This window comes from Streptomyces venezuelae (assembly GCF_008642335.1).
Lineage (GTDB): Bacteria > Actinomycetota > Actinomycetes > Streptomycetales > Streptomycetaceae > Streptomyces > Streptomyces venezuelae_F.
Genome location: NZ_CP029191.1, coordinates 2,878,454 through 2,898,019, shown reverse-complemented (window position 1 = coordinate 2,898,019; position 19,566 = coordinate 2,878,454). Strand labels below are relative to the sequence as shown.

Annotated in this window: 17 protein-coding genes and 1 pseudogene; 13 read left to right on the top strand and 5 right to left on the bottom strand. The window is 71.1% G+C overall.

Going from position 1 to position 19,566, the window contains the following annotated elements:
• Positions 1-95: 95 nt before the first annotated feature.
• Together DEJ49_RS12940 and DEJ49_RS12935 are read right to left on the bottom strand one after the other, a co-directional pair.
• Complete coding sequence (locus tag DEJ49_RS12940) at positions 96-575, bottom strand: heme-degrading domain-containing protein (protein WP_150184278.1); 480 nt, start codon at positions 573-575, stop codon at positions 96-98.
• Positions 572-1,717: a Gfo/Idh/MocA family oxidoreductase gene (locus DEJ49_RS12935; RefSeq protein WP_223832810.1), complete on the bottom strand. Its 1,146-nt coding sequence runs from the start codon at positions 1,715-1,717 to the stop codon at positions 572-574. Before DEJ49_RS12935 ends, DEJ49_RS12940 begins: the two co-directional genes overlap by 4 nt.
• Before the next feature lie 68 nt (positions 1,718-1,785).
• On the opposite strand from DEJ49_RS12935, the pseudogene DEJ49_RS12930 reads away from it, so the two are divergent.
• The 12 genes and pseudogenes from DEJ49_RS12930 to DEJ49_RS12870 all read left to right on the top strand — a co-directional run.
• A pseudogene (locus DEJ49_RS12930) lies at positions 1,786-2,889 on the top strand (ROK family protein); the annotation flags it as partial.
• A 612-nt stretch (positions 2,890-3,501) separates the two neighbouring features.
• Positions 3,502-4,272 carry a hypothetical protein gene (locus tag DEJ49_RS12920; RefSeq protein WP_150184277.1) on the top strand — a complete coding sequence of 257 codons (771 nt, stop codon included), beginning with the start codon at positions 3,502-3,504 and terminating at the stop codon, positions 4,270-4,272.
• Between the two features lie 179 nt (positions 4,273-4,451).
• Positions 4,452-5,231 carry a GntR family transcriptional regulator gene (locus DEJ49_RS12915; protein ID WP_150184276.1) on the top strand — a complete coding sequence of 260 codons (780 nt, stop codon included), beginning with the start codon at positions 4,452-4,454 and terminating at the stop codon, positions 5,229-5,231.
• A 142-nt stretch (positions 5,232-5,373) separates the two neighbouring features.
• Positions 5,374-6,498: a TIGR03364 family FAD-dependent oxidoreductase gene (locus DEJ49_RS12910; protein ID WP_150184275.1), complete on the top strand. Its 1,125-nt coding sequence runs from the start codon at positions 5,374-5,376 to the stop codon at positions 6,496-6,498.
• Between the two features lie 17 nt (positions 6,499-6,515).
• Positions 6,516-7,223: a phosphonatase-like hydrolase gene (locus tag DEJ49_RS12905; protein WP_150184274.1), complete on the top strand. Its 708-nt coding sequence runs from the start codon at positions 6,516-6,518 to the stop codon at positions 7,221-7,223.
• Positions 7,223-8,287: an ABC transporter ATP-binding protein gene (locus DEJ49_RS12900; RefSeq protein WP_150184273.1), complete on the top strand. Its 1,065-nt coding sequence runs from the start codon at positions 7,223-7,225 to the stop codon at positions 8,285-8,287. The genes DEJ49_RS12905 and DEJ49_RS12900 overlap by 1 nt, the downstream gene beginning before the upstream one ends.
• The gene (locus tag DEJ49_RS12895; protein WP_150184272.1) at positions 8,271-9,113 is read left to right on the top strand and encodes a 2-aminoethylphosphonate ABC transporter permease subunit; all 843 of its coding nucleotides are present in this window, start codon (positions 8,271-8,273) and stop codon (positions 9,111-9,113) included. The genes DEJ49_RS12900 and DEJ49_RS12895 overlap by 17 nt, the downstream gene beginning before the upstream one ends.
• Positions 9,100-9,897: an ABC transporter permease gene (locus DEJ49_RS12890; protein ID WP_150184271.1), complete on the top strand. Its 798-nt coding sequence runs from the start codon at positions 9,100-9,102 to the stop codon at positions 9,895-9,897. The genes DEJ49_RS12895 and DEJ49_RS12890 overlap by 14 nt, the downstream gene beginning before the upstream one ends.
• Positions 9,898-9,926: 29 nt before the next feature.
• Positions 9,927-11,003: a 2-aminoethylphosphonate ABC transporter substrate-binding protein gene (locus DEJ49_RS12885; protein WP_150184270.1), complete on the top strand. Its 1,077-nt coding sequence runs from the start codon at positions 9,927-9,929 to the stop codon at positions 11,001-11,003.
• A 123-nt stretch (positions 11,004-11,126) separates the two neighbouring features.
• Complete coding sequence (locus DEJ49_RS12880) at positions 11,127-11,906, top strand: HAD-IIA family hydrolase (RefSeq protein WP_150184269.1); 780 nt, start codon at positions 11,127-11,129, stop codon at positions 11,904-11,906.
• A gap of 86 nt (positions 11,907-11,992) precedes the next feature.
• Positions 11,993-12,544 carry a hypothetical protein gene (locus DEJ49_RS12875; protein WP_150184268.1) on the top strand — a complete coding sequence of 184 codons (552 nt, stop codon included), beginning with the start codon at positions 11,993-11,995 and terminating at the stop codon, positions 12,542-12,544.
• 16 nt (positions 12,545-12,560) lie between these two features.
• On the top strand, positions 12,561-13,229 hold the full coding sequence (locus tag DEJ49_RS12870) for a class F sortase (protein ID WP_150184267.1): 669 nt from the start codon (positions 12,561-12,563) through the stop codon (positions 13,227-13,229).
• Positions 13,230-13,527: 298 nt separating this feature from the next.
• Here the strand turns inward: DEJ49_RS12870 and DEJ49_RS12865 are convergent, their stop codons facing one another.
• Positions 13,528-14,304: a GAF and ANTAR domain-containing protein gene (locus DEJ49_RS12865; RefSeq protein ID WP_150184266.1), complete on the bottom strand. Its 777-nt coding sequence runs from the start codon at positions 14,302-14,304 to the stop codon at positions 13,528-13,530.
• Positions 14,305-14,462: 158 nt separating this feature from the next.
• Here DEJ49_RS12865 and DEJ49_RS12860 point away from each other — a divergent pair, with 158 nt between their 5' ends.
• Positions 14,463-15,494 carry a glycoside hydrolase family 6 protein gene (locus tag DEJ49_RS12860; RefSeq protein WP_190329337.1) on the top strand — a complete coding sequence of 344 codons (1,032 nt, stop codon included), beginning with the start codon at positions 14,463-14,465 and terminating at the stop codon, positions 15,492-15,494.
• Between the two features lie 160 nt (positions 15,495-15,654).
• Here the strand turns inward: DEJ49_RS12860 and DEJ49_RS12855 are convergent, their stop codons facing one another.
• Together DEJ49_RS12855 and DEJ49_RS12850 are read right to left on the bottom strand one after the other, a co-directional pair.
• Positions 15,655-17,592 carry a kelch motif-containing protein gene (locus DEJ49_RS12855; protein ID WP_150184265.1) on the bottom strand — a complete coding sequence of 646 codons (1,938 nt, stop codon included), beginning with the start codon at positions 17,590-17,592 and terminating at the stop codon, positions 15,655-15,657.
• Entirely contained in the window at positions 17,589-19,499 is a 1,911-nt protein-coding gene (locus tag DEJ49_RS12850) for a glycosyltransferase family 2 protein (RefSeq protein WP_150184264.1), read from the bottom strand. The genes DEJ49_RS12855 and DEJ49_RS12850 overlap by 4 nt, the downstream gene beginning before the upstream one ends.
• Positions 19,500-19,566 lie beyond the last annotated feature (67 nt).

Genomic DNA, 19,566 nt, shown 5'->3' with positions numbered 1-19,566 from the left:
CCACGGACAGGCGGGGGGCCGCGCCACACGTTCGGCTGAACAGCCGTCGTTCGGCTGCGCGGACGGGGGGTGCAGGTGCTCGAATCGGGTACGGCCTACGCCTTGAGGTGCCGTTCCAGCGCCTCCACCACCAGCGCATGGTCCTTCACCTGCGGCAGGCCCGACACCACCACCGTGCCGATCACCCCCGCGCCCTCGACCGCGATCGGGAACGCGCCGCCGTGGGCCGCGTACGCGTCGAGGTCGAGGCGGGAGGCGTCCTCGAAGGTCGTGCCCTTGGCGCGGAAGCGGGAGCCGACCAGGAGGGAGGAGCAGCCGTAGCGTTCGACGACACGGCGTTTGCGGGTGATCCAGGCGTCGTTGTCCGGGGTCGAGCCGGGGAGCGCCGCGTGGAAGAGCTGCTGGCCGCCGCGGTGGATGTCGATGGCGACGGGGGCGTCGCGCTCGCGGGCGAGGTCCACGAGGAGCGTGCCGAGGGCCCACGCGTCGTCGTACGTGAAGTGGGGCAGGACCAGGCGGCGTTCCTGGGCCTCCAGCTCGTCGATGGAGGGGGCGCCGGGGGGAGCGGGGGTCACAGCGTCACCGCCACACCGTCGCGGGCCGAGCGGCGGGCCGCCTCCAGGACGTCCAGGGCCGCCGCCGCCTCGTGCGCGGAGACGGGGTTCTCGCCCTCGCCGCGCAGGGCCGCGGCCACCGCCGCGTAGTACGCGGGGTAGTCGCCCGGCAGGGTCGGGGCGGGGCGGCCGCCGCCGGTCAGCGGGGACTCGCCGGAGCCGACCCGGCCCCACATCGACTCGGGCTCCACGCCCCAGGGGGTGTCGGTCGCCGGGCGCTTGCCGTCGCGGAGGGCGGCCTCCTGCGGGTCGAGGCCGTACTTCACGTAGCCCGCCTCGGAGCCGAGGACGCGGAAGCGCGGGCCGAGCTGGGCGGTCGTCGCGCTGACGTACAGGTGCGAGCGGACGCCGTTCGCGTGCGTGACCGCGATGAACGTGTCGTCGTCGGCCTCCGCGCCCGGACGGCGGACGTCCGACTCCGCGTACACGCTCACCGCGGGGCCGAACAGGACGAGGGCCTGGTCGACGACGTGGCTGCCCAGGTCGTAGAGGAGGCCGCCGATCTCCTGCGGGTCGCCGGACTCGCGCCAGCCGCCCTTCGGGCGCGGGCGCCACCGTTCGAAGCGGGACTCGAAGCGCCATACGTCGCCGAGCTCGCCGTCGTCGAGGAGCTTGCGCAGCGTACGGAAGTCGTTGTCCCAGCGGCGGTTCTGGAAGACGGACAGGAGCAGTCCGCGCTCGTCGGCGAGGGCCGCGAGCTCGCGTGCCTCGGCGGCCGTGCCGGCGATCGGCTTGTCCACGACGGCCGGCAGGCCCGCCTTGAGGGCGGCGGTCGCGAGCGAGACGTGGGTCTTGTTCGGGGCGGCGATGACGATCAGGTCGAGCTCGTCCGCACGGTCCCACAGCTCGTCGGCGGAGGCCGCGCAGCGCAGGTCGTCGCCGAACTCGGCGCGGGCCTGTGCCTGTCGCTCGGGGTTCGACGTCACGACCGTGTCGAGGACGAGGCCCTCGGTGGCGGCGATCAGCGGGGCGTGGAAGACGGAGCCCGCGAGGCCGTATCCGATGAGGCCGACGCGGAGCGGGGAGCCCGGGGAAGGATGCGGGGAGCCCGGCGTGGGGCGCGTGGACCCCTGCGTGGGGCGCGTGGAGCCTGTACCAGTCATGCCATCCACTTAAGCAACGGTGTTGCCAAAGTGCAAGCGGGCGGGACAATGGGGGCGTGAAGTCGTACGTGCACAGGGAAAACTCAGGCGTGAACCTGCCGGCGCTGCGCGGGCACAACGCGGCGCTCGTGCTCGATCTGCTGCGTGCCGCGGGCGAGACGGGCATCAGCCGCCTTGAGCTCGCCGAGCGCACGGGGCTCACGCCGCAGGCGGTCAGCAAGATCACGGCGCGGCTGCGGGCGGAGGGCCTTGCGGCGGAGGCGGGCCGCCGCGCCTCGACGGGCGGCAAGCCGCGCACCGTCCTGCGCCTCGTGCCCGGCGCGGGGCACGCCGTCGGCCTCCACCTGGACCGGGACGAGCTGACGGCCGTCCTCGTCGACCTGACCGGCACGGTCGTCGCCGAACGCCGCGCCCCGCTCGCCTTCGGCGCGGGGGCGCGGGCGGTGGTGGAGGCGGCGGCGGGAGAGGTACGGGACCTGCTCGACGCGGCGGGACATGGTGACGGGGGAGGTCGGGGAGGTGTGGGGGCGGTGGTCTCCGGGGTCGGGGTCGCGCTGCCCGGGCCGCTCGACCACGCGGCGGGGGTCCTGCACCGGGTCACCGGGTTCCCGGAGTGGGACGGGTTCCCCTTGCGGGACGCGTTCGAGGAACGGCTCGGGCTGCCGGTCACCGTCGACAAGGACACGAACGCCGCGGCGCTCGGCCTCGCGCTGGCGGGCGCGGCCGACTCCTTCGCGTACGTCCACCTGGGTACGGGGCTCGGCGCCGGCCTCGTACTCGACGGCGCCGTCCACCGAGGGGCGCGCACGGGGGCGGGGGAGTTCGGCCACCAGGTGCTCCAGCTGGACGGGCCGCGGTGCGAGTGCGGGGACCGGGGGTGCGTGGAGGCGCTCTGCCTCGCGGCGGTCGCGCGGGGCGAATTCGAGGAGGCGGCACGGGTGCTCGGCACAGCCGCGGGAAACCTGGTGGGCCTCCTGGACATCGACCGCGTGCTGCTCGGGGGGCGGACGGTGTTCGCGGCGGGGGATCTGTTTGTACGGGGAGTGGGGGAGGTCGTTGCTGAGCGGGTTCGGCGCGGGGGCGGAGGGCGGTCGGCTCCGGGCCCGGCGTTGGGTTCGACCCCGGGCTCGGCTCCGGGTTCGCCCTGGGGTTTGGCTCCGGGTTCGTCCCGGGGCTCGGGCTCGGGCTCGGCGTTGGATTCGACCCCGGGTTCGGCTACGGGTTCGGCCTTGGGCTCGCCCTCGGGTTCGGCCTGGGACTCGGCTCCGGGTTCGACCTCGGGTTCGGCCTCGGGCTCGGCGTTGGGTTCGAGCTCGGGTTCGGGTTCGGCACCGGGTTCTACTTCGGGCTCGGCTCCGGGTTCGCCCTGGGGTTCGGCTCCGGGCTCGGGCTCGCCCTCGGTCCCGGATCCGGATCCGGTCACGGCTCCCCTGTCCGTGCCCGTGAGTCTGGCGCCCGGAGGGCAGCGGGCCGTCGCGGAAGGCGCGGCGCAACTCGTTCTCGCGCCCGTCTTCGGCCGCGCGGACGTGGCCTTTCCGGGACGCCGCGGGGGCAGGAGCTGAGCGCAACCGGCCGACCGGGGAATCTCGCCTGATCGAGGGGACTCCGGCGGGCCGATCGGGCCTAACGGGCGGTGGCGGGGCGGTGCGGGCGGGGGCGCGTGACAGGGTCTCAGCCCACGACAACTGGGCCACTCCATGGCCCCGATGCCGCCTCCGCCCCGGTGCCGGTCCGGTCCCCTGCTCCCGCCCCGCTCGTCGGCACCCGCACCTCAAAGGTCCCGCATGCGCTTCCGCAGTTCCCTCGTCCTCCTCGTCACCGCCACGGCGACCGCCGCCCTCGCACCCACTGCCGCGGCCGGTGAGGGCGGGGCCAAGGGGGTCGGCCAGGCAGCCGTCTCCCATGCCCCCGACCACCCCACCTGCACCTCCGCGGACGCCGCCGAGTTCCCTCTCGTGACCCGGATCCATCCGGGGCCCGGCGCCTATGAGGCCGGCGGGGAGCCGCAGGACTGGACGCTTGATCTCACCAATTCGACCGACGGGACCTGCGGGAACATTCACCCCGTCCTCGTCCTCGTCGACGAGGAGCGGGCGTTGAAGGCGCGGCACGTCCAGGTGGAGTTCGGTGACGGGGCGCGGCAGCGGGACGTGCGGTTTCAGAGGACCGGGGAAGGGGAGAACGTCGGCGTATTCGGTGACGACGACGGGTCCCCCGGGTTCACCGTCGGGCCCGGCCGTACCGTCACCGTCAAGGTCCGCCTCTCCTTCGCCCCCGGCGCCCAGCCCAACCACGTCGTGGCGTCCGCCGCGGTCGTCCAGCGCAGGGACGACGACGGCGACTGGGTCGGCGCCTCCAACGACTACCCCTTCGACATCGTCCCCGAAGGCACCGTCGTCCCCTCGGCGACGGCGCCCTCCGCCGGGCGGCTCCAAGAGCTCGCCGAGACGGGGGCCGGTACCCCGCTCGGCGTCGGCATCACCGTCGGCGCCGCCCTCCTCGGCCTCGGCGCCCTCGCCGTGGGAGCGCGCCGCCTGCGCGCCGGGAGGCGCTGAGGCGGCACCCCCGGGGCAGACCCCCGGGGCAGACCCCCAGGGCGGGACCTCGGCACCCCCAGGGCGGGACCTCGGCGCCCCCAGGACGGGACCTCGGGACCCCCAGGACGGGACCCCCCAACTCCCCCCGCCACCCCGCGTTCACCCACCCGTTCACGTACGTCTGCGAACATCCGCAGGTGGACAACCTCAGCTCCGAACCCCCCGCCCACCTGCTCACGCAGGCGCCTGGCGCGCCCGTCCGCTCCGGGATCCCCGAGCACGGGCGCATCCCGAAGTACTACGCCGTGAAGGCCAGGATCGCGGGGCTCATCGACGAGTTGGGGGACGGGCAGCCGCTGCCCACCGAGCGCGATCTCGCCGAGCGGTACGAGGTGGCGCGGGAAACCGTGCGGCAGGCGTTGCGCGAACTGCTCCTGGAGGGGCGCCTCCGCAGGCAGGGGCGCGGCACCGTCGTCGCGGGTCCCAAGCTGGAGCAGCCGCTGTCGCTCGCGAGTTACACGGAAGGCGTGCGCAGGCAGGGGCGTACGCCCGGGCGTAATCTCATCAGCCTTGATCGCTTCCCCTGCCCCGGCCCCCTCGCCGTCGAGATCGGCGCCGAAACCGGCGAACCCGTCTGGCACATGGAGCGCGTCCTGCTCGCCGACGACGAGCGGGTCGGCCTGGAGAGCACCTACGTCTCCGTCGCCCGCGTGCCCCGCCTCGACGTCGACTTCGAACCCGACTCCTCCTTCTACGCGTACCTGCGCGACCGCCTCGGCATCTCGTTCGGCGACGCCGACGAGCGGATCGAGACCGTCCTCGCCACCCCACGCGAGGCCCTTCTCATCGGGACTCCGCCCGCGCTGCCCATGCTGCTGATCCACCGGCTGTCGCGGGACACGGGGGGCCGACCGCTCGAGCGCGTACGCACCCTCTATCGCGGGGATCGGTTCTCGTTCACCACCCGTCTCGGCTGAAACGGCCACCCCTCGGCCACCCCTGGGCGGCTCAGTCAGATCACGAGAACATAACGGGTCTAGTCCAAGTTTGGGTGGCCGTTCACCATCCCGTTGCCCGTCCGCCCCGCCCGGGTCACCGTTCCCCAGCAGCGTTGCCGACGTGAGAGTCATCGTCGTAGGAGCCGGCGTGGTGGGAACCATGCACGCCTGGCACGCACTGGACCGCGGCCACGAGGTCGTACAGATCGAGCGCGAGAGCGAAGCCCGAGGCGCGTCGCTGCGCAATTTCGGGCAGATATGGGTGAGCGGCCGGGCGGGCGGCGAAGAGCTCGACACCGCCCTGCGCGCCCGCGAGCTGTGGGAGGAGATCGGTGCCCGCGTCCCGGGCCTCGGCTTCCGGGCCAACGGCTCCCTCACCCTCGTCCGCAACGACCGCGAGCACGCCGTCGCCGAGGCCGCCCTCGCCCGCCCGGACGCCGCCGCCCGCGGATACAAGCTGCTCACCGCCGACGAGGCACGGGCCCTCAACCCGGCCCTGCGCGGCGAGTTCAGCGGCGCGCTCCGGTGCGAGCGGGACGCCGCCGTCGAACCTCGCACCGCCCAACTGCGGCTGCGCGAGGCGCTGTCGGCCTCGCCCCGCTACACCTTCCTGCCCGGCCGCGAGGTCCGCGACGTCGTCGGCGAGCACGCCGTGCGCGACGACCACGGCGACGTGCACACCGGCGACGTCGTCGTCCTCGCCACCGGCGCCTGGCTCGGCGGACTCGTCCGCGAGCTCGCGGGTCCCGACCTGCCCGTGCGCCGCGTACGGCTGCAGATGATGCAGACCGAACCCCTCGGTGAACCGCTCACCACCTCCGTCGCCGACGCGGACAGCTTCCGCTACTACCCGGCGTACAAGTCCGACGCTCTCGACGCGCTCAACGCCGGGCAGGCGCAGACGCCGACCGCCGCCGCGCACAAGATGCAGCTGCTCATGGTGCAGCGCGAGGACGGCGGCCTGACCATCGGCGACACCCACGAGTACGAGCACCCCTTCGCCTTCGACACCGTCGAGGACCCTTACGACCACCTCACCGAGGTCGTCGAGGGCTTCCTCGGCCGCCCGCTGCCGAAGATCAGGCGGCGCTGGGCCGGGGTGTACGCGCAGTGCGTCGACACGAGCCGTGTCGTGCACCGGCAGCAGGTGCGCGACGGCGTGTGGCTGGTCACCGGGCCGGGCGGGCGCGGCATGACCTGCTCGCCCGCCATCGCCGAGAAGACCGCCGACGAGCTGGGATGGTGAGGGAGTTGACGACAGACATGCGGGGAACCGCCGTGGACGAGAGCCGTATCGGGCTCGTCGTGCTCGACATGGCCGGCACCACCGTCGCCGACGGCGGCCTCGTCGAGCAGGCCTTCGCCGCCGCCGCGCGCGAACTCGGCGTCGAGCCCGACTCGGCCGACCACGCCGCGAAACTGGAGTACGTCCGCGCCACCATGGGCGAGTCCAAGATCTCCGTCTTCCGGCACCTGTTCGGCGAGGAGAAGCTCGCCCAGCAGGCGAACACCGCCTTCGAGAAGGCGTACGGGACGCTTGTCGACGGCGGTCGCATCGCACCCGTCCCCGGGGCGCGCGAGGCCATCGAGGAGCTCGCGGACGACGGCCGCACCGTCGTCCTCACCACGGGGTTCGCCCGCGTCACCCAGGACGCCATCCTCGACGCGCTCGGGTGGCGGGGCCTGGTCGGCCTCACCCTGTGCCCCGCCGACGCGGGCGGCCGCGGCCGCCCCTACCCGGACATGGTGCTCGCCGCCTTCCTGCGGACCGGCGCCGTGGACGGCGTGCGGGACGTCGCCGTCGCGGGCGACACGGCCTACGACATGCTCAGCGGCGTACGCGCGGGCGCGTCGGTCGTCGCCGGGGTGCTGACGGGCGCGCACGGCGACGCCGCGCTGCGCGAGGCCGGCGCCACCCACGTGCTCGGCTCCGTCGCCGAACTGCCCGCCCTGCTCCGGGGCGTCGGCTGATGGGCAGCGGCATCCGCTTCGACCGGGTCTCCGTCGCGTACGACGGGAACACCGTCCTCGACTCCCTCGACCTGACCGTGGCGCCCGGCGAGGTCATGGCGCTGCTGGGGCCCTCGGGCTCCGGCAAGACCACGGCGCTGCGGGCCGTCGCGGGGTTCGTGCGGCCCGTGTCCGGGCGGGTGTTCCTCGGGGAGCGCGACGTCACGGACCTGCCGCCGCACCAGCGGGGCATCGGGATGGTCGTGCAGCAGTACGCGCTCTTCCCGCACATGCGGGTCTCGGACAACGTGGCCTTCGGGCTGAAGGCGCGGAAGGTGGCCAAGGGGGACATCGGAGTACGGGTCGCCGAAGCGCTCGACATGGTCGGCATGGGCTCGTACGCCCGGCGGTACCCGCGCGAGCTCTCCGGCGGGCAGCAGCAGCGCGTCGCCATCGCGCGGGCGCTCGCCATCCGGCCCGACGTGCTCCTGCTCGACGAGCCGCTGTCCGCGCTCGACGCGCAGCTGCGGTCGGGGATGCTGGGCGAGCTCGCGCGCCTGCATCGTGAATTGCCGGACGTCTCGATCCTGTACGTCACGCACGACCAGGTCGAGGCGCTCACCCTCGCCGACCGCATCGCCGTCATGGACCGGGCGCGGCTCCAGGACTGCGGGACGCCGCAGGAGCTGTACCGGGCGCCGCGTACGGAGTTCACGGCGTCGTTCGTCGGCAACGCGAATCTCCTCGCGGTGACGGTGGGGGCGGACGGGGTGTTCCTCGGCGACGCCGAGCTGAAGGTCGACACGGGGGGCGTGGCCGCCGGGGTGACGGCCACGCTGTGCGTACGGCCTCATCTGGTCGGCCTGGGGGAGGGTCCCAATGCCCTTACCGGGCGGGTCGCCGAGGTGCAGTGGCGGGGGGCTACGCATCGGGTGTACGTCGAGGTCGCGGCCGGGGAGCGGATCAAGGCGGACCTACGGGAACTCCGCGATCCGCCCGCCGTCGGTGACGTGGTCACGTTGCACTTCGCCCCCGAAGACGCGGTGCTCCTGGCCGGAGGGGTGACCGATGGCCAGTCCACCTGAACGCCTGCGGCTGCCCGCGTTCGTGTGGGCCCTTCCTCCCGTCGCCCTCCTCGGGGTCTTCTTCCTCTACCCGCTCTTCCTCGTCGTGCAGCAGTCCGTGCGGCCCGACGCCGGGGGGACCTCGCTGGAGCCCTACTCCGATGTCTTCGGGTCCGAGGCGTTCCGGGAGGCGCTCGGGAACACCGTGTGGCTGGCCGTGGGGGCCACCGTCGGGTGTCTCGTGCTCGGGTTCGTGCTCGCGCTGGTCATCGCCTTCGTGCCGTTCCCGGGCGGTAGGGCCGTCGCCAAGTTCATCGACGTCTTTCTGGCCTTTCCGTCCTTTCTGATCACGCTCGCCCTCCTCTTCCTCTACGGGACGAAGGGCATGGCCAACGGTGTGTGGACGGACGCGACCGGCGCCGCCGAGGGGCCGTTCCAGTTCCTGACGACGCCGTGGGGCGTGCTGCTCGCGGAGATCACGTACTTCACGCCCTTCGTGATGCGGCCCCTGCTCGCCGCGTTCTCGCAGATCGACACCGCGCAGATCGAGGTCGCGTCGAGCCTCGGCGCCCGGCCCGCCCGCATCGTGCGCCGCGTCATCCTGCCCGAGGCGCTGCCCGCGCTAGCCGCCGGCGGCAGCCTCGTCCTCGTCATGTGCCTGAACGAGTTCGGGATCGTCCTCTTCACGGGGGCCAAGGGGGTCACGACCCTGCCGATGCTCGTCTACAGCAAGGCCATTCTCGAGTCCGACTATCCGGCGGCCTGTGTCGTCGCCGTCGTCAACATCGCGATCTCCGTGGGCCTCTACGGCCTCTACCGGGTGGTGAGCCGTCGTGTTGGTGCATAGCCGCAAGGGGAAGTGGGCCACCTGGGCCCTGTTCTTCGTGCTCTTCCTGCCGCTGTTCGCGCTGCCGCTGCTCGTGATCCTCATGGCGTCGTTCTCCGAGCACTGGTCCGGCGCCTTCCCGTCCGGGTTCACCGGCGAGCACTACGCGTCGGCGACGCATGGCGAGTCGTTGCAGGCACTGACCACCAGCCTGGTCACCGCCGTCGCCGCCAGTCTGCTCGCGCTCGCCGTGGGAACCTGGGCCGCGCTCGCCGCCGCCTCCCTGAAACGGGGCGGCAAGAGACTCATGGACGCCCTGTTCGTGCTGCCCGTCGCCGTGCCGTCCGTGGTCGTCGGGCTCGCCGTCCTCGTCGCGTTCTCCAAGCCGCCGATGATCCTCAACGGCACGCGGTGGATCGTGATCCTCGCCCACACCCTCCTCGTCACGGCCTTCGCCCACCAGTCGGTCTCGGCCGCGATCGCGCGCCTCGACCCGGCGTACGAGCAGGCCGCCGCGTCGCTCGGCGCCCGGCCCTCGTACGTCCTGTGGAAGGTGAGACTGCCCCTCCTGCTGCCGTCCCTGAACGCGGCGGCCGGCCTCTGCTTCGCCCTGTCCATGGGCGAGTTGAGCGCCACGATGATGCTCTACCCGCCGGACTGGATGCCGCTTCCCGTGCGGATCTACGCGGCCACCGACCGCGGCTCCACGTTCACCGGCGCCGCCGTCGCCGTGGTCCTGATGGCGACGACGCTCCTCGTGCTGCTCGCCGTCTCGCGCGTCCGCACCCGCGCCTCCTACCGCTGACACCCCTTCCTCAAGGAGCACCCCACGTCATGTCCCGCGTTACGCAGCTCAGAACGCTCGCCGCCGTCACCGGCGCCCTCGTCCTCGCAGGTTCCCTCACCGCGTGCGGCGGCAGCTCCGCCGCGTCCGACGACAAGGTCGTCACCGTCTACAGCGCCGACGGCCTCAAGGGCGAGAACGGCGACGGCTGGTACGACCGGGTCTTCAAGGACTTCGAGAAGAAGACCGGCATCAAGGTCAACTACGTGGAGGGCGGCTCCGGCGAGATGGTGCAGCGCGCCGTCCGCGAGAAGTCCAACACGCAGGCCGACGTCCTCGTCACCCTGCCGCCGTTCATCCAGCAGGCCGACGAGCGGGGGTTGTTGCAGGCGTACGAGCCGAAGGGGTCGGAGCAGGTCGACGGGTCCGGCAAGGACGCCGACGGCAAGTGGACCACCGTCGTCAACAACTACTTCGGGTTCATCTACAACAAGAAGGAGCTGGGCGGGGGCAAGGCGCCCAGGACCTGGGAGGACCTCACCGACAGCTCGTACAAGAACAAGGTGCAGTACTCCACGCCCGGCGTCGCGGGCGACGGCACCGCCGTGCTCATCAAGGCGATGCACGACTTCGGCGGCAAGAAGCCGGCGATGGAGTACCTGAAGAAGCTGCAGACCAACAACGTCGGCCCGTCCGCCTCCACCGGCAAGCTCGCGCCCAAGGTCGACAAGGGCGAGCTGCTCGCCGCCAACGGCGACGTCCAGATGAACTACGCGCAGTCCAAGGACATGCCGAACCTCGGCATCTGGTTCCCGGCGACCGACAAGAACCCGGACAAGCCCACCACCTTCGCGCTGCCCTACGCGGCCGGGCTCGTCACCAAGGCCCCGCACAGCGCCAACGCCAAGAAGTTCCTCGACTTCCTGCTCGGCCGGGAGGCGCAGCGGCAGGTCAGCGAGGTCGGCGGCGGTTTCACCGCCCGCAAGGACATCAAGGCCACCGACGCGAACGCCATCGCCCTCGACAAGCTCATCGACGGCGTGGAGATCTTCGAGCCGGACTGGGCGGACGTCTCGAAGAACCTCCGGTCGTACGTGGAGGACTGGAAGTCGGCGACCGGCAGCTGACAGCGGAAACCGGTACCGGACGATCGGCGGGGTCAAGATCAGCGAGGCTTGATTAGGCTGTGGGCGTCGGCACAGCGCTGTCCCGGCGCCCCAGCCACCTCGTACACCGCAGGAGTGCACCGCATGGCAGAGCGCAAGCCCATCGAATCGTGGCTCACCGACATGGACGGTGTCCTCATCCACGAGGGAGTGCCGATCCCCGGGGCCGACGCCTTCATCAAGAAGCTGCGCGAGTCGGGCAAGCCGTTCCTCGTCCTGACGAACAACTCCATCTACACCGCGCGCGACCTCCAGGCCCGGCTGAACCGCATGGGTCTCGACGTGCCGGTCGAGAACATCTGGACGTCGGCGCTCGCGACCGCCAAGTTCCTCGACGACCAGCGGCCCGGCGGCACCGCGTACGTCATCGGGGAGGCGGGCCTGACCACCGCCCTGCACGACATCGGGTACGTCCTCACCGACCACGACCCCGACTACGTGGTCCTCGGTGAGACCCGCACGTACTCCTTCGAGGCCATGACCAAGGCCGTCCGGCTCATCAACGGCGGGGCGCGGTTCATCTGCACCAACCCCGACGAGACCGGTCCCTCCACCGAGGGCCCGCTGCCCGCCACCGGCGCCGTCGCCGCGCTGATCACCAAGGCGACCGGCAAGAACCCGTACTTCGCGGGCAAGCCGAACCCGCTGATGATGCGGACCGGGCTCAACGCGATCGGGGCGCACTCGGAGACCAGTGCGATGATCGGCGACCGCATGGACACGGACGTCCTCGCGGGCCTCGAAGCGGGCATGGAGACGTTCCTCGTGCTCACCGGCCTGACGTCCCGCGCCGACATCGACCGGCATCCGTTCCGGCCGTCGAACGTCGTGGACTCCATCGCCGACCTGGTCGAACGGATCTGACGCGGGTCTGATCCGCCCGTTCGGCCGCGCACCGAGATGCGGATGCGGCCCGGGCGGGTGAACCTCGTAGGTGGAGGTTCATCACGATGCGTATACGTTCCCTTGCTGTCCGTGGGGCGGGAGTGGCCGTCGTCCTGGCGGCCGTCCTGCCCACGGGTGCCGCTCAGGCCCACGACAACGGGGCCGTACGGGCCACCGTCACCCCCGCGAGCACCGCGCCCGGCGCCACCGTGGAGGTGAGCGTGACGGGCTGCAGCGGCACCACGGGCACCGCCGGGTCCGGGGCCTTCGAGGGGGACGCCCAGCTCACCGGACGGGACGGCGACAAGTACGCGCTCAACGGCAGCGCCAGGATCAAGCACGGCGTCTCCGGCACGCACGACGTCACCGTCACCTGCGACGGCCACCCGCACCAGGGCGTCGGCACCGTCCGCATCGAGCGGCACGAGCCCGAGAAGCCGGTCTCCCCGGTACGGGCCGGGGGCGGCGGCACCGCACACCTGACCACCACCACCGCGAGCGCGGAGGCGAACGAGGCCGGGCCCGGTACCCGGCACGCCGTGATCGGCCTGATCCTCGCGGGGGTCGCCGCCGTCGCGGTGGCGTTGCGCAGCGTCCGCCGGCGCCGCTCCGAGTGACGGGAGGGACGGCACCATGTCCGGCATACGACGCGTCTCCGGCTCGGGGCGGCTCCTGACCGGGGTCGCCTGGGCGATCCTCCTGGCCGGCCTCTGCCTCTGGGGCAGCGACATCACGGGCCTGCGCGGCGGGCTCGCCGCACCCGCCACGGGCGACGTGGCCGCCGTCGGCCGCCCCCTCGGCATCGAACTGCCGCCCGCCCACGAACCCTTGACGCCCGCGCGGCCCGAACGCGTCGACGTGCCCGCGCTGCAGGTGCGGGCCCCCGTGACGGCCCGCGGTCTGGACGCCGACGGTGCGATAGACCCGCCGTCCTTCGCCGATGCGGGCACCGTCGGCTGGTACGGCGGCGGCACCCGCCCCGGCGCCCCCGGCGCCGCTCTCTTCGTCGGCCACGTCGACACGGAGACCGAGCGCGCCGTCTTCTACGACCTCAGCACCCTGCGCCCCGGCGAGAAGGTCGAGGTCGCCCGCGCGGACGGCAGGACCGCCGAGTTCACGGTGGAGGACGTCCAGGTCGTCGACCGGGAGCGCTTCGACGCGCAGCAGGCGTACGGCCCGCACGAGGACGGCCGCGCGGAGCTGCGCCTCATCACCTGCGGCGGCACGTTCGACAAGAACGCGCGCACCTACACGGCGAACGTGATCGTCTCCGCGTACCTGACGGATGTGAGTGGCTCGTAGCCCGCTGGCCCGCGCACGCACTCCGTACCCGGCCCGGTCGGCGGCCCGCTCCCCCCGGAGCCGCCGACCGGGCTGGTCCTCGACCGCGCGCGCACGAGCTGCGGGAGAAACCCGGCGCCGGCGCGGGAGGTACGGGGACCATTCCCGAATTGGGGAACGGTCGAGTTGGCCGGGGGCTTGGGCCGTGCAACCGACTTTAGAACGAATGAGCTCGGGGGCCTAGAGGCGATGGCGACAGAATGACGCCAAGTCGCGCATTGCTCTCGGTCCGTGATCACCGCAGGTGAGATGCCCTGCATCAGGAAGGTGCGGACCTACCCCGGCGCAGCTCGTCCTCGTCGATCTTCCCTCTGATCACCTGGGTGGCCACAAAGTCGATGACCTGTTGTTCTCTGCGTGCGTACCCCCGCAGCACCTCGAATGCCTCGTCCATGCCCGTGTGCCAGCGCTCCGCGAGCACACCTTTGGCTTGTTCCACGTGAATGCGGCTGTCCAGCGCCGTCTGGAGCTGTTCCGAGAGCACTCTGTATGCGGAGTGGGTGCGATGGTTGTGGAGGCCCGTGGCCGCGGCATCGGCCAGGGTCTGCGCGATCCGCAGCCCGAGTTCCGAGGGCACCCCGCCCTCCGGCTCTTCCTCTTTGCCGTTCGCCGCCACGAAGACGTTGAGCACCCCGAGCACCGTGCCGCCCCGCCGGATCGGCACCGCGTACGTCTCCCCGACGCCCTGCTCGCCCGCCCGCTCGGCGAAGTGCGGCCAGCGGGCCCCACCCCCGTCGGGACAGATCCGCGTCGGTGCCACCGGCTGCCCCGAGCCGAAGCTCTCCACGCACGGACCCCCGCGGTACTGGATCTCCAGGAGCCCCCGCACCGCCTCCCGCCGGCGGCCGCAGGGGACGATGCGGACCGTGTCCTCCCCGCCGGTGTACATCACGCCGACGCCCCGGGCGCCGACCAGCTCCGTGCAACGGTCCGCGAGCCACTCCAGATAGCGCTCGAGATCGAAGTCCTCGGTCAGTGTGTCCGCGGTCCGCACGAGGACGTCCGCAAGCCGCAGTTCACTTTCGCGGTCCCGCATGCCCCATGTACCTCCCCTCCCCGCAGACTGCGACTACCCATGTGGGGCAGGCTGTAACAGCTCTCCTACAGCTCTCTGCGCGGGCCCGGACGGACCTCGTGGGCAGGGAAGACGTGTGTCAGGATTGAGAATCGGACAGTGCACCCGAGGGGGAGTGGATGTACCGCAAAGGCACCGGCCGCGGGCATGGTTTCGCGGCCAGGGGGATGCGGACGGGAGCGGTGCTCGCGGGGGCCGCGCTGGTCCTCGCCGGGTGCTCCTCCGGTGGTGACTCGGAGGACGACACGTCGAGTCCGCCGGTCAAGCAGCAGCCCAAGGGCAAGGACCCGTACTGGGTCAACCCGGACGGGAACGCGGCCAAGCAGGTCGCCTCGTACGCCGAGGACGGCAAGAAGGACGAGGCCGCGCAGATCCGGAAGATCGCCGAGCAGCCGGTCGCCGAGTGGATCGTCCCGGAGAACGCGGAGGACCAGGCGCGCGGGTTCACCGAGGCGGCGGAGAAGGCCGACCGGGACGCGCTGCTCGTCCTCTACAACATCCCGCACCGCGACTGCGGGCAGTACTCGGGCGGCGGCGCGGCCGACGGCAACGCGTACCGCGCGTTCGTCGACCAGGTCGCCAAGGGCATCGGGGACCGCCACGCCACGGTGATCCTGGAGCCCGACGCGGTGCTCCACATGGTCGACAACTGCACGCCGGAGCAGTTCCACGAGGAGCGGTACGACCTCCTCAAGGGCGCCATCGGCAAGCTCAAGTCCCTGAAGAACACGAAGGTGTACCTGGACGCGGGCAACGCGGGCTGGAAGAACCCCGACTCGCTGTGGGAGCCGCTGAAGCGGTCGGGTGTCGAGCAGGCCGACGGCTTCTCGGTGAACGTCTCCAACTTCCAGACCACCGAGGTCAGCACGGAGTTCGGCAAGAAGCTGTCGGCGAAGATCGGCGGGAAGCCGTTCGTCATCGACACGGCGCGCAACGGGAACGGGCCGTACACCAAGGGCAAGGACCCCTGGTGCAACCCGCCCGGCCGCGCGCTCGGCGAACCCCCGACGACGAAGACGTCCGACCCGCTCGTCGACGCGTACCTCTGGGTCAAGCGGCCCGGTGAGTCCGACGGCACGTGCCGGGGCGGCCCGAAGGCGGGCGAGTGGTGGCCGGAGTACGCGCTGGACCTCGCGAAGGCGTCCGATTAGGGGCGCCCGGAGGGCGCTTCAGGGGCGCGGGGAACTGCGCGAGCAACCAAGACAAAGCCGCAGTCGCATCTGCCGAGTCACCCAGCAGACGCGACTGCGGCTTTTCGTGGGCTGAGCGCGCAGTTCCCCGCGCCCCTGAAGCGCGCCCTCCGGGCGCCCCCTACGGCACCCGGACCCACCGCGCCTTGCTCGGCGTGCCCTGGTCGTCCGTCACGAACAGCATGTACCAGCCGGACTCGACCAGGCTGCGGTTCTTGGGGACCGTCACGGTGACGCCGTCCGCGGACTTCTTCAGGTCGAGCGCGATCGACGTCTGGTCGATGTCCGTGACGTGCGTCGACGCGCTCGGCTTGATGAGGCGGGCCGTCTTGATGGACGAGGCGTGCTTGGTCGGGAACGTTCCGGACCCGCCACGTGCGATCGTCTTCGGCCCCGCGCCCAGCGACGGCTGCGCCCCGTGGTACAGGTACGGCGGCGTGTAGATCTCGATGCGCTGCTCGAAGACGCCCGGCTTCGTGTTGGCCTTGTCGGCGTAGAGCGAGTCGGAGCCGAAGAACATCACGCGCCCGTCGGGCAGCAGGATCGACCCGGAGTGGTAGTTGCGCCCCACCTCGGGGTCGGCGACCCGCCTCATCTCACCGGTCTTCGCGTCGTAGATCCGCGCCTGGTGGATGTTGGAGTCGCTGCGCCCGCGGTAGTCCTCGGAGCCCCCGGAGATCAGCACCGTGTCGTCGGGCAGCGTCGAGATCTGCGGGTAGCGCGTGCCCTTCTCCAGGGAGGGGCCGTCGACGAAGCGCGGCTCGTCCGCTGTGAGGTCGACGATCCGCGTCTTCTCGCTGGACTCCTTGGACTCGCCGACACCGCCGCCGCCGACCACCATGTACTTCTGGTCCTGGGCGGGCGGCAGCTCGACCGTGCCGGACGTCTCCATGAGCTTCGGGTCGCTCAGGCCCGGGATGCCCTGCCACTTGTTGGTCTTCAGGTCCCAGACGCCGGGCTTGCGGCCGACGTCGTCGGGGCCGTACCCCGCGTTGGAACCGGAGTAGAACAGCTTGCCGTCGGCCATCTGGAAGATCGCCGGGTAGGTCGGGAACTGGCGGATGCCCTTGGTGTACGTCCACTTCTTGGTCTTCGGGTCGTACACCTCGTTCTTGCCCGGGACGAGCTGTCCGATCTCGTCGAGGCCCGAGGTGGAGAGGATCTTGCCGTCGGTGAGCGTGGTCAGCGTGGGGTACCAGCGCGCCTCGTTCATCGGGTCGACCTTGATGTACCGCTCGGCGACCGGGTCGAACTCGAAGGCGTCCTTGATCCCCTGGAAGTCCTTCTTGTCCAGGGCGAGCTTCTGCGCCATGCCGTAGACGTTGCGGGTGTCGGCGCCCTTCAGGCCCTGGATGCGGTAGTTGTCCTGGGTGCCCGTCTCGTACTTCGCCCCGCTCTTCTGCGCCTCCACGTAGACCCGGCCGAGGCCCGGCTCCGTGCGCAGGAACGCGCCGGTCTGCTTGTCGAAGACCTTCTTCGCCTTCTCGACCAGGATGTTGTCCTGGGAGACGAACGTCTTGCCGTTCTTCTTGCCGGTGAACTTCGTCCCCGCGGGGATCGTCTTCGGCTCGTCCGGGTCCTCGTTGTGGACGATCATCAGGCCGCCGGCCTTGGTGATGTCGCCCTTCAGCTTCTCGTAGCGCTGCGTGCCGCCCGCGATCAGCAGGTTGCCGTTGCCCAGCTGGGTGTGGCCCGTGCAGAACAGGTCGGTGGGCGTCGGGATCTTCTTGATGGTGTTCTTGACCGGGTCCCACAGCCGGGTGTCGAACTTCTTCTTGTCGAAGTTCTTCTGGTTGTTGCCGGACCCGGCGACCAGCAGGACCTTGCCCGTGTGCAGGAGCGCCGCGTGAATGGTGTTCTGGCGGTACTCCTCCGGGAAGTCGATGACCTCCCAGTGGCCGTTGTCCGCCTTGTACTCCGGCTTGTTGATCTTGTAGTCGTGGTACTTCTCCGAGCCCACGCGCCACAGCCACGGGCCGTTCATCCCCGCCAGCGCGAGGACGACCGCCGCGCCTATCGCGATGCGGCGGGCGCGACGGCGGCCGGCACGGTCTTTCATTTCTTACGTCCCTCAAGGGAAATCTGCATGGTCTGGTCGGGCGCGGCCCAGCTGGGCTTCTGCTGCGCGGGGTGCGGCGCGGCCTGCGGCGCGGGCGGGCCCGCGTCCGGCGCGGGCGGCGGCTTCTTCTTGTCCTGCCGCATGCCCCAGCGCCACGCGAAGATCGGCGCGGCCGTGATCAGCAGGGCGAAGGTGGCCCAGGTGATCATCGCCGGGTGGGAGTGGCCGTACAGGAAGGAGGCGGCCATCGATCCGCCGAAGACCAGGATGAAGAACAGGTGGATCCGGAAGGTACCGAACAGGGTGTCGGGGCTCGCCGAGTCGCCCTTGGGGGTCACCACGAACTTGCTCTTGCGGCGCAGGGCCGCGTCCATCAGCGAGCGCGCGTAGACGGGCGCGGAGAGCGCCGACATCACCATGCCCGCCACGCCGCCGGAGCCCTCGGGCTCGTGCGGGGAGACGTTGTGCCTGCGGTTCCAGATGTACAGGCCGATCTGCAGCGCGGACGCGTTGCCGTACAGCATCAGCCAGATGGTCGGGTCGATGTTCACGCCGGACGCGCCGAGGCCCAGGAACAGCGCACAGCTCAGCGCCGCGAGGATCCAGTTCATGGCGGACATCGGGTAGAAGATGACCATCATCGTGTAGTTGAAGAGACGGCCCGGGGGCAGCGAGAACGGTGCCTTCCAGAACTGCTTGAGGATCGTCTCGTACGTTCCGCGGGACCAGCGCAGCTGCTGCGTGAAGAAGTCCGTCCAGGCGTTCGGGCCCTCGCCGACGGCGAGCACGTCCGGGGTGTAGACCGACTTCCACTTCTTGCCGGTCGCCGGGTTGGTCGCCCGGTGGATCTCGAACCCGGTCGCCATGTCCTCGGTGATCGAGTCGTACAGGCCGCCGATCTGCTTCAGGGCCTTGATGCGCACCGCGTTGGAGGTGCCGACGAACATCGGGGCGCCGTACGCGTTGCCCGCGCGCTGGATCAGCGCGTGGAAGAGGAACTGCTGCGACTCGGCGGCCTTGGTGACGAAGTTGTCGTAGTTGCCGTAGACCTGCGGGCCGATGACGAAGCCGACGTTCTCGTCCCGGAAGAACCCGAGCATCCGCTCCAGGTAGTTCGGCATCGGGACGTGGTCGGTGTCGACCGAGGCGAAGTAGTCGTAGTCGTCGCCGTGGGCGTCGAGCCAGGCGTTGTAGTTGCCGTGCTTGGTCTTGGCGCGGTGCGGGCCCTTCGCCATGTTCCACTTCGCGACGCCCTTGCGGGAGAAGTGGTGGACGCCGAGCCGTCGGCAGACTTCCTTGACCTCAGGGTCGTCACCCTCGTCGAGGAGCCATACGTGCATCGGACCGCGGTGCCGGATCCTGACCGCGGCCTCCAGTGTCTTCGTCACCATCTCGATCGGCTCCTTGCCGGGCACGAACGAGGTGAGGAAGGCGACTCTGGTGCCCGTCTCGGGCACCACGGGTATCGGGTCGCGGGCGACGAGCGTGGCGTGCGCGTTGGACAGCACGTTCATGCAGCGGAAGAACTCGATCAGACCGATCGATATGAGCATGACGACGTCGAGGACAGGCAGCCAGTCGTTGGCGACGTAGTCCCGCTTCGTCCAGTGCTCGGGCTGGAGCAGCCAGCCGAGCAGTACCAGGGAGAGCAGCGGGGCCGCGCCCAGCATCAGCGCGGCCCGTACCTTGTGCGGCTCCTGTGAGAGCAGCGAGCGGTACTTCACCTTGTAGGGCTTGCTCGGGTCGGGCTGCGTCAGCGGGCCCGCGAGCCGGCTGTAGTGCTCGTAGTCGTACCGCGGCAGGGTCTTCTTGATCTTTCGGAATCCGCCCGTCCTGTGCGAAACCGCCCTGAGCTGGGTCGTCTCTGACGGGTCGTTCTGCCGCGCGCCCGTCGGCGTCGACGTCATGAGTCATCCCCCCGCACGCGGTCCCCCGCGTGTTCGTAGGTCGTTCCGTCCGCTCCGGTGCCCCTGG

Coding starts and splice junctions, on each gene's coding strand:
- DEJ49_RS12920 (WP_150184277.1), top strand. CDS start 3,502: ATGCGCTTCCGCAGTTCCCTCGTCCTCCTCGTCACCGCCACGGCGACC.
- DEJ49_RS12900 (WP_150184273.1), top strand. CDS start 7,223: ATGGGCAGCGGCATCCGCTTCGACCGGGTCTCCGTCGCGTACGACGGG.
- DEJ49_RS12855 (WP_150184265.1), bottom strand. CDS start 17,592: ATGAAAGACCGTGCCGGCCGCCGTCGCGCCCGCCGCATCGCGATAGGC.
- DEJ49_RS12895 (WP_150184272.1), top strand. CDS start 8,271: ATGGCCAGTCCACCTGAACGCCTGCGGCTGCCCGCGTTCGTGTGGGCC.
- DEJ49_RS12880 (WP_150184269.1), top strand. CDS start 11,127: ATGGCAGAGCGCAAGCCCATCGAATCGTGGCTCACCGACATGGACGGT.
- DEJ49_RS12860 (WP_190329337.1), top strand. CDS start 14,463: ATGTACCGCAAAGGCACCGGCCGCGGGCATGGTTTCGCGGCCAGGGGG.
- DEJ49_RS12935 (WP_223832810.1), bottom strand. CDS start 1,717: ATGACTGGTACAGGCTCCACGCGCCCCACGCAGGGGTCCACGCGCCCC.
- DEJ49_RS12865 (WP_150184266.1), bottom strand. CDS start 14,304: ATGCGGGACCGCGAAAGTGAACTGCGGCTTGCGGACGTCCTCGTGCGG.
- DEJ49_RS12905 (WP_150184274.1), top strand. CDS start 6,516: ATGCGGGGAACCGCCGTGGACGAGAGCCGTATCGGGCTCGTCGTGCTC.
- DEJ49_RS12850 (WP_150184264.1), bottom strand. CDS start 19,499: ATGACGTCGACGCCGACGGGCGCGCGGCAGAACGACCCGTCAGAGACG.
- DEJ49_RS12875 (WP_150184268.1), top strand. CDS start 11,993: ATGCGTATACGTTCCCTTGCTGTCCGTGGGGCGGGAGTGGCCGTCGTC.
- DEJ49_RS12870 (WP_150184267.1), top strand. CDS start 12,561: ATGTCCGGCATACGACGCGTCTCCGGCTCGGGGCGGCTCCTGACCGGG.
- DEJ49_RS12885 (WP_150184270.1), top strand. CDS start 9,927: ATGTCCCGCGTTACGCAGCTCAGAACGCTCGCCGCCGTCACCGGCGCC.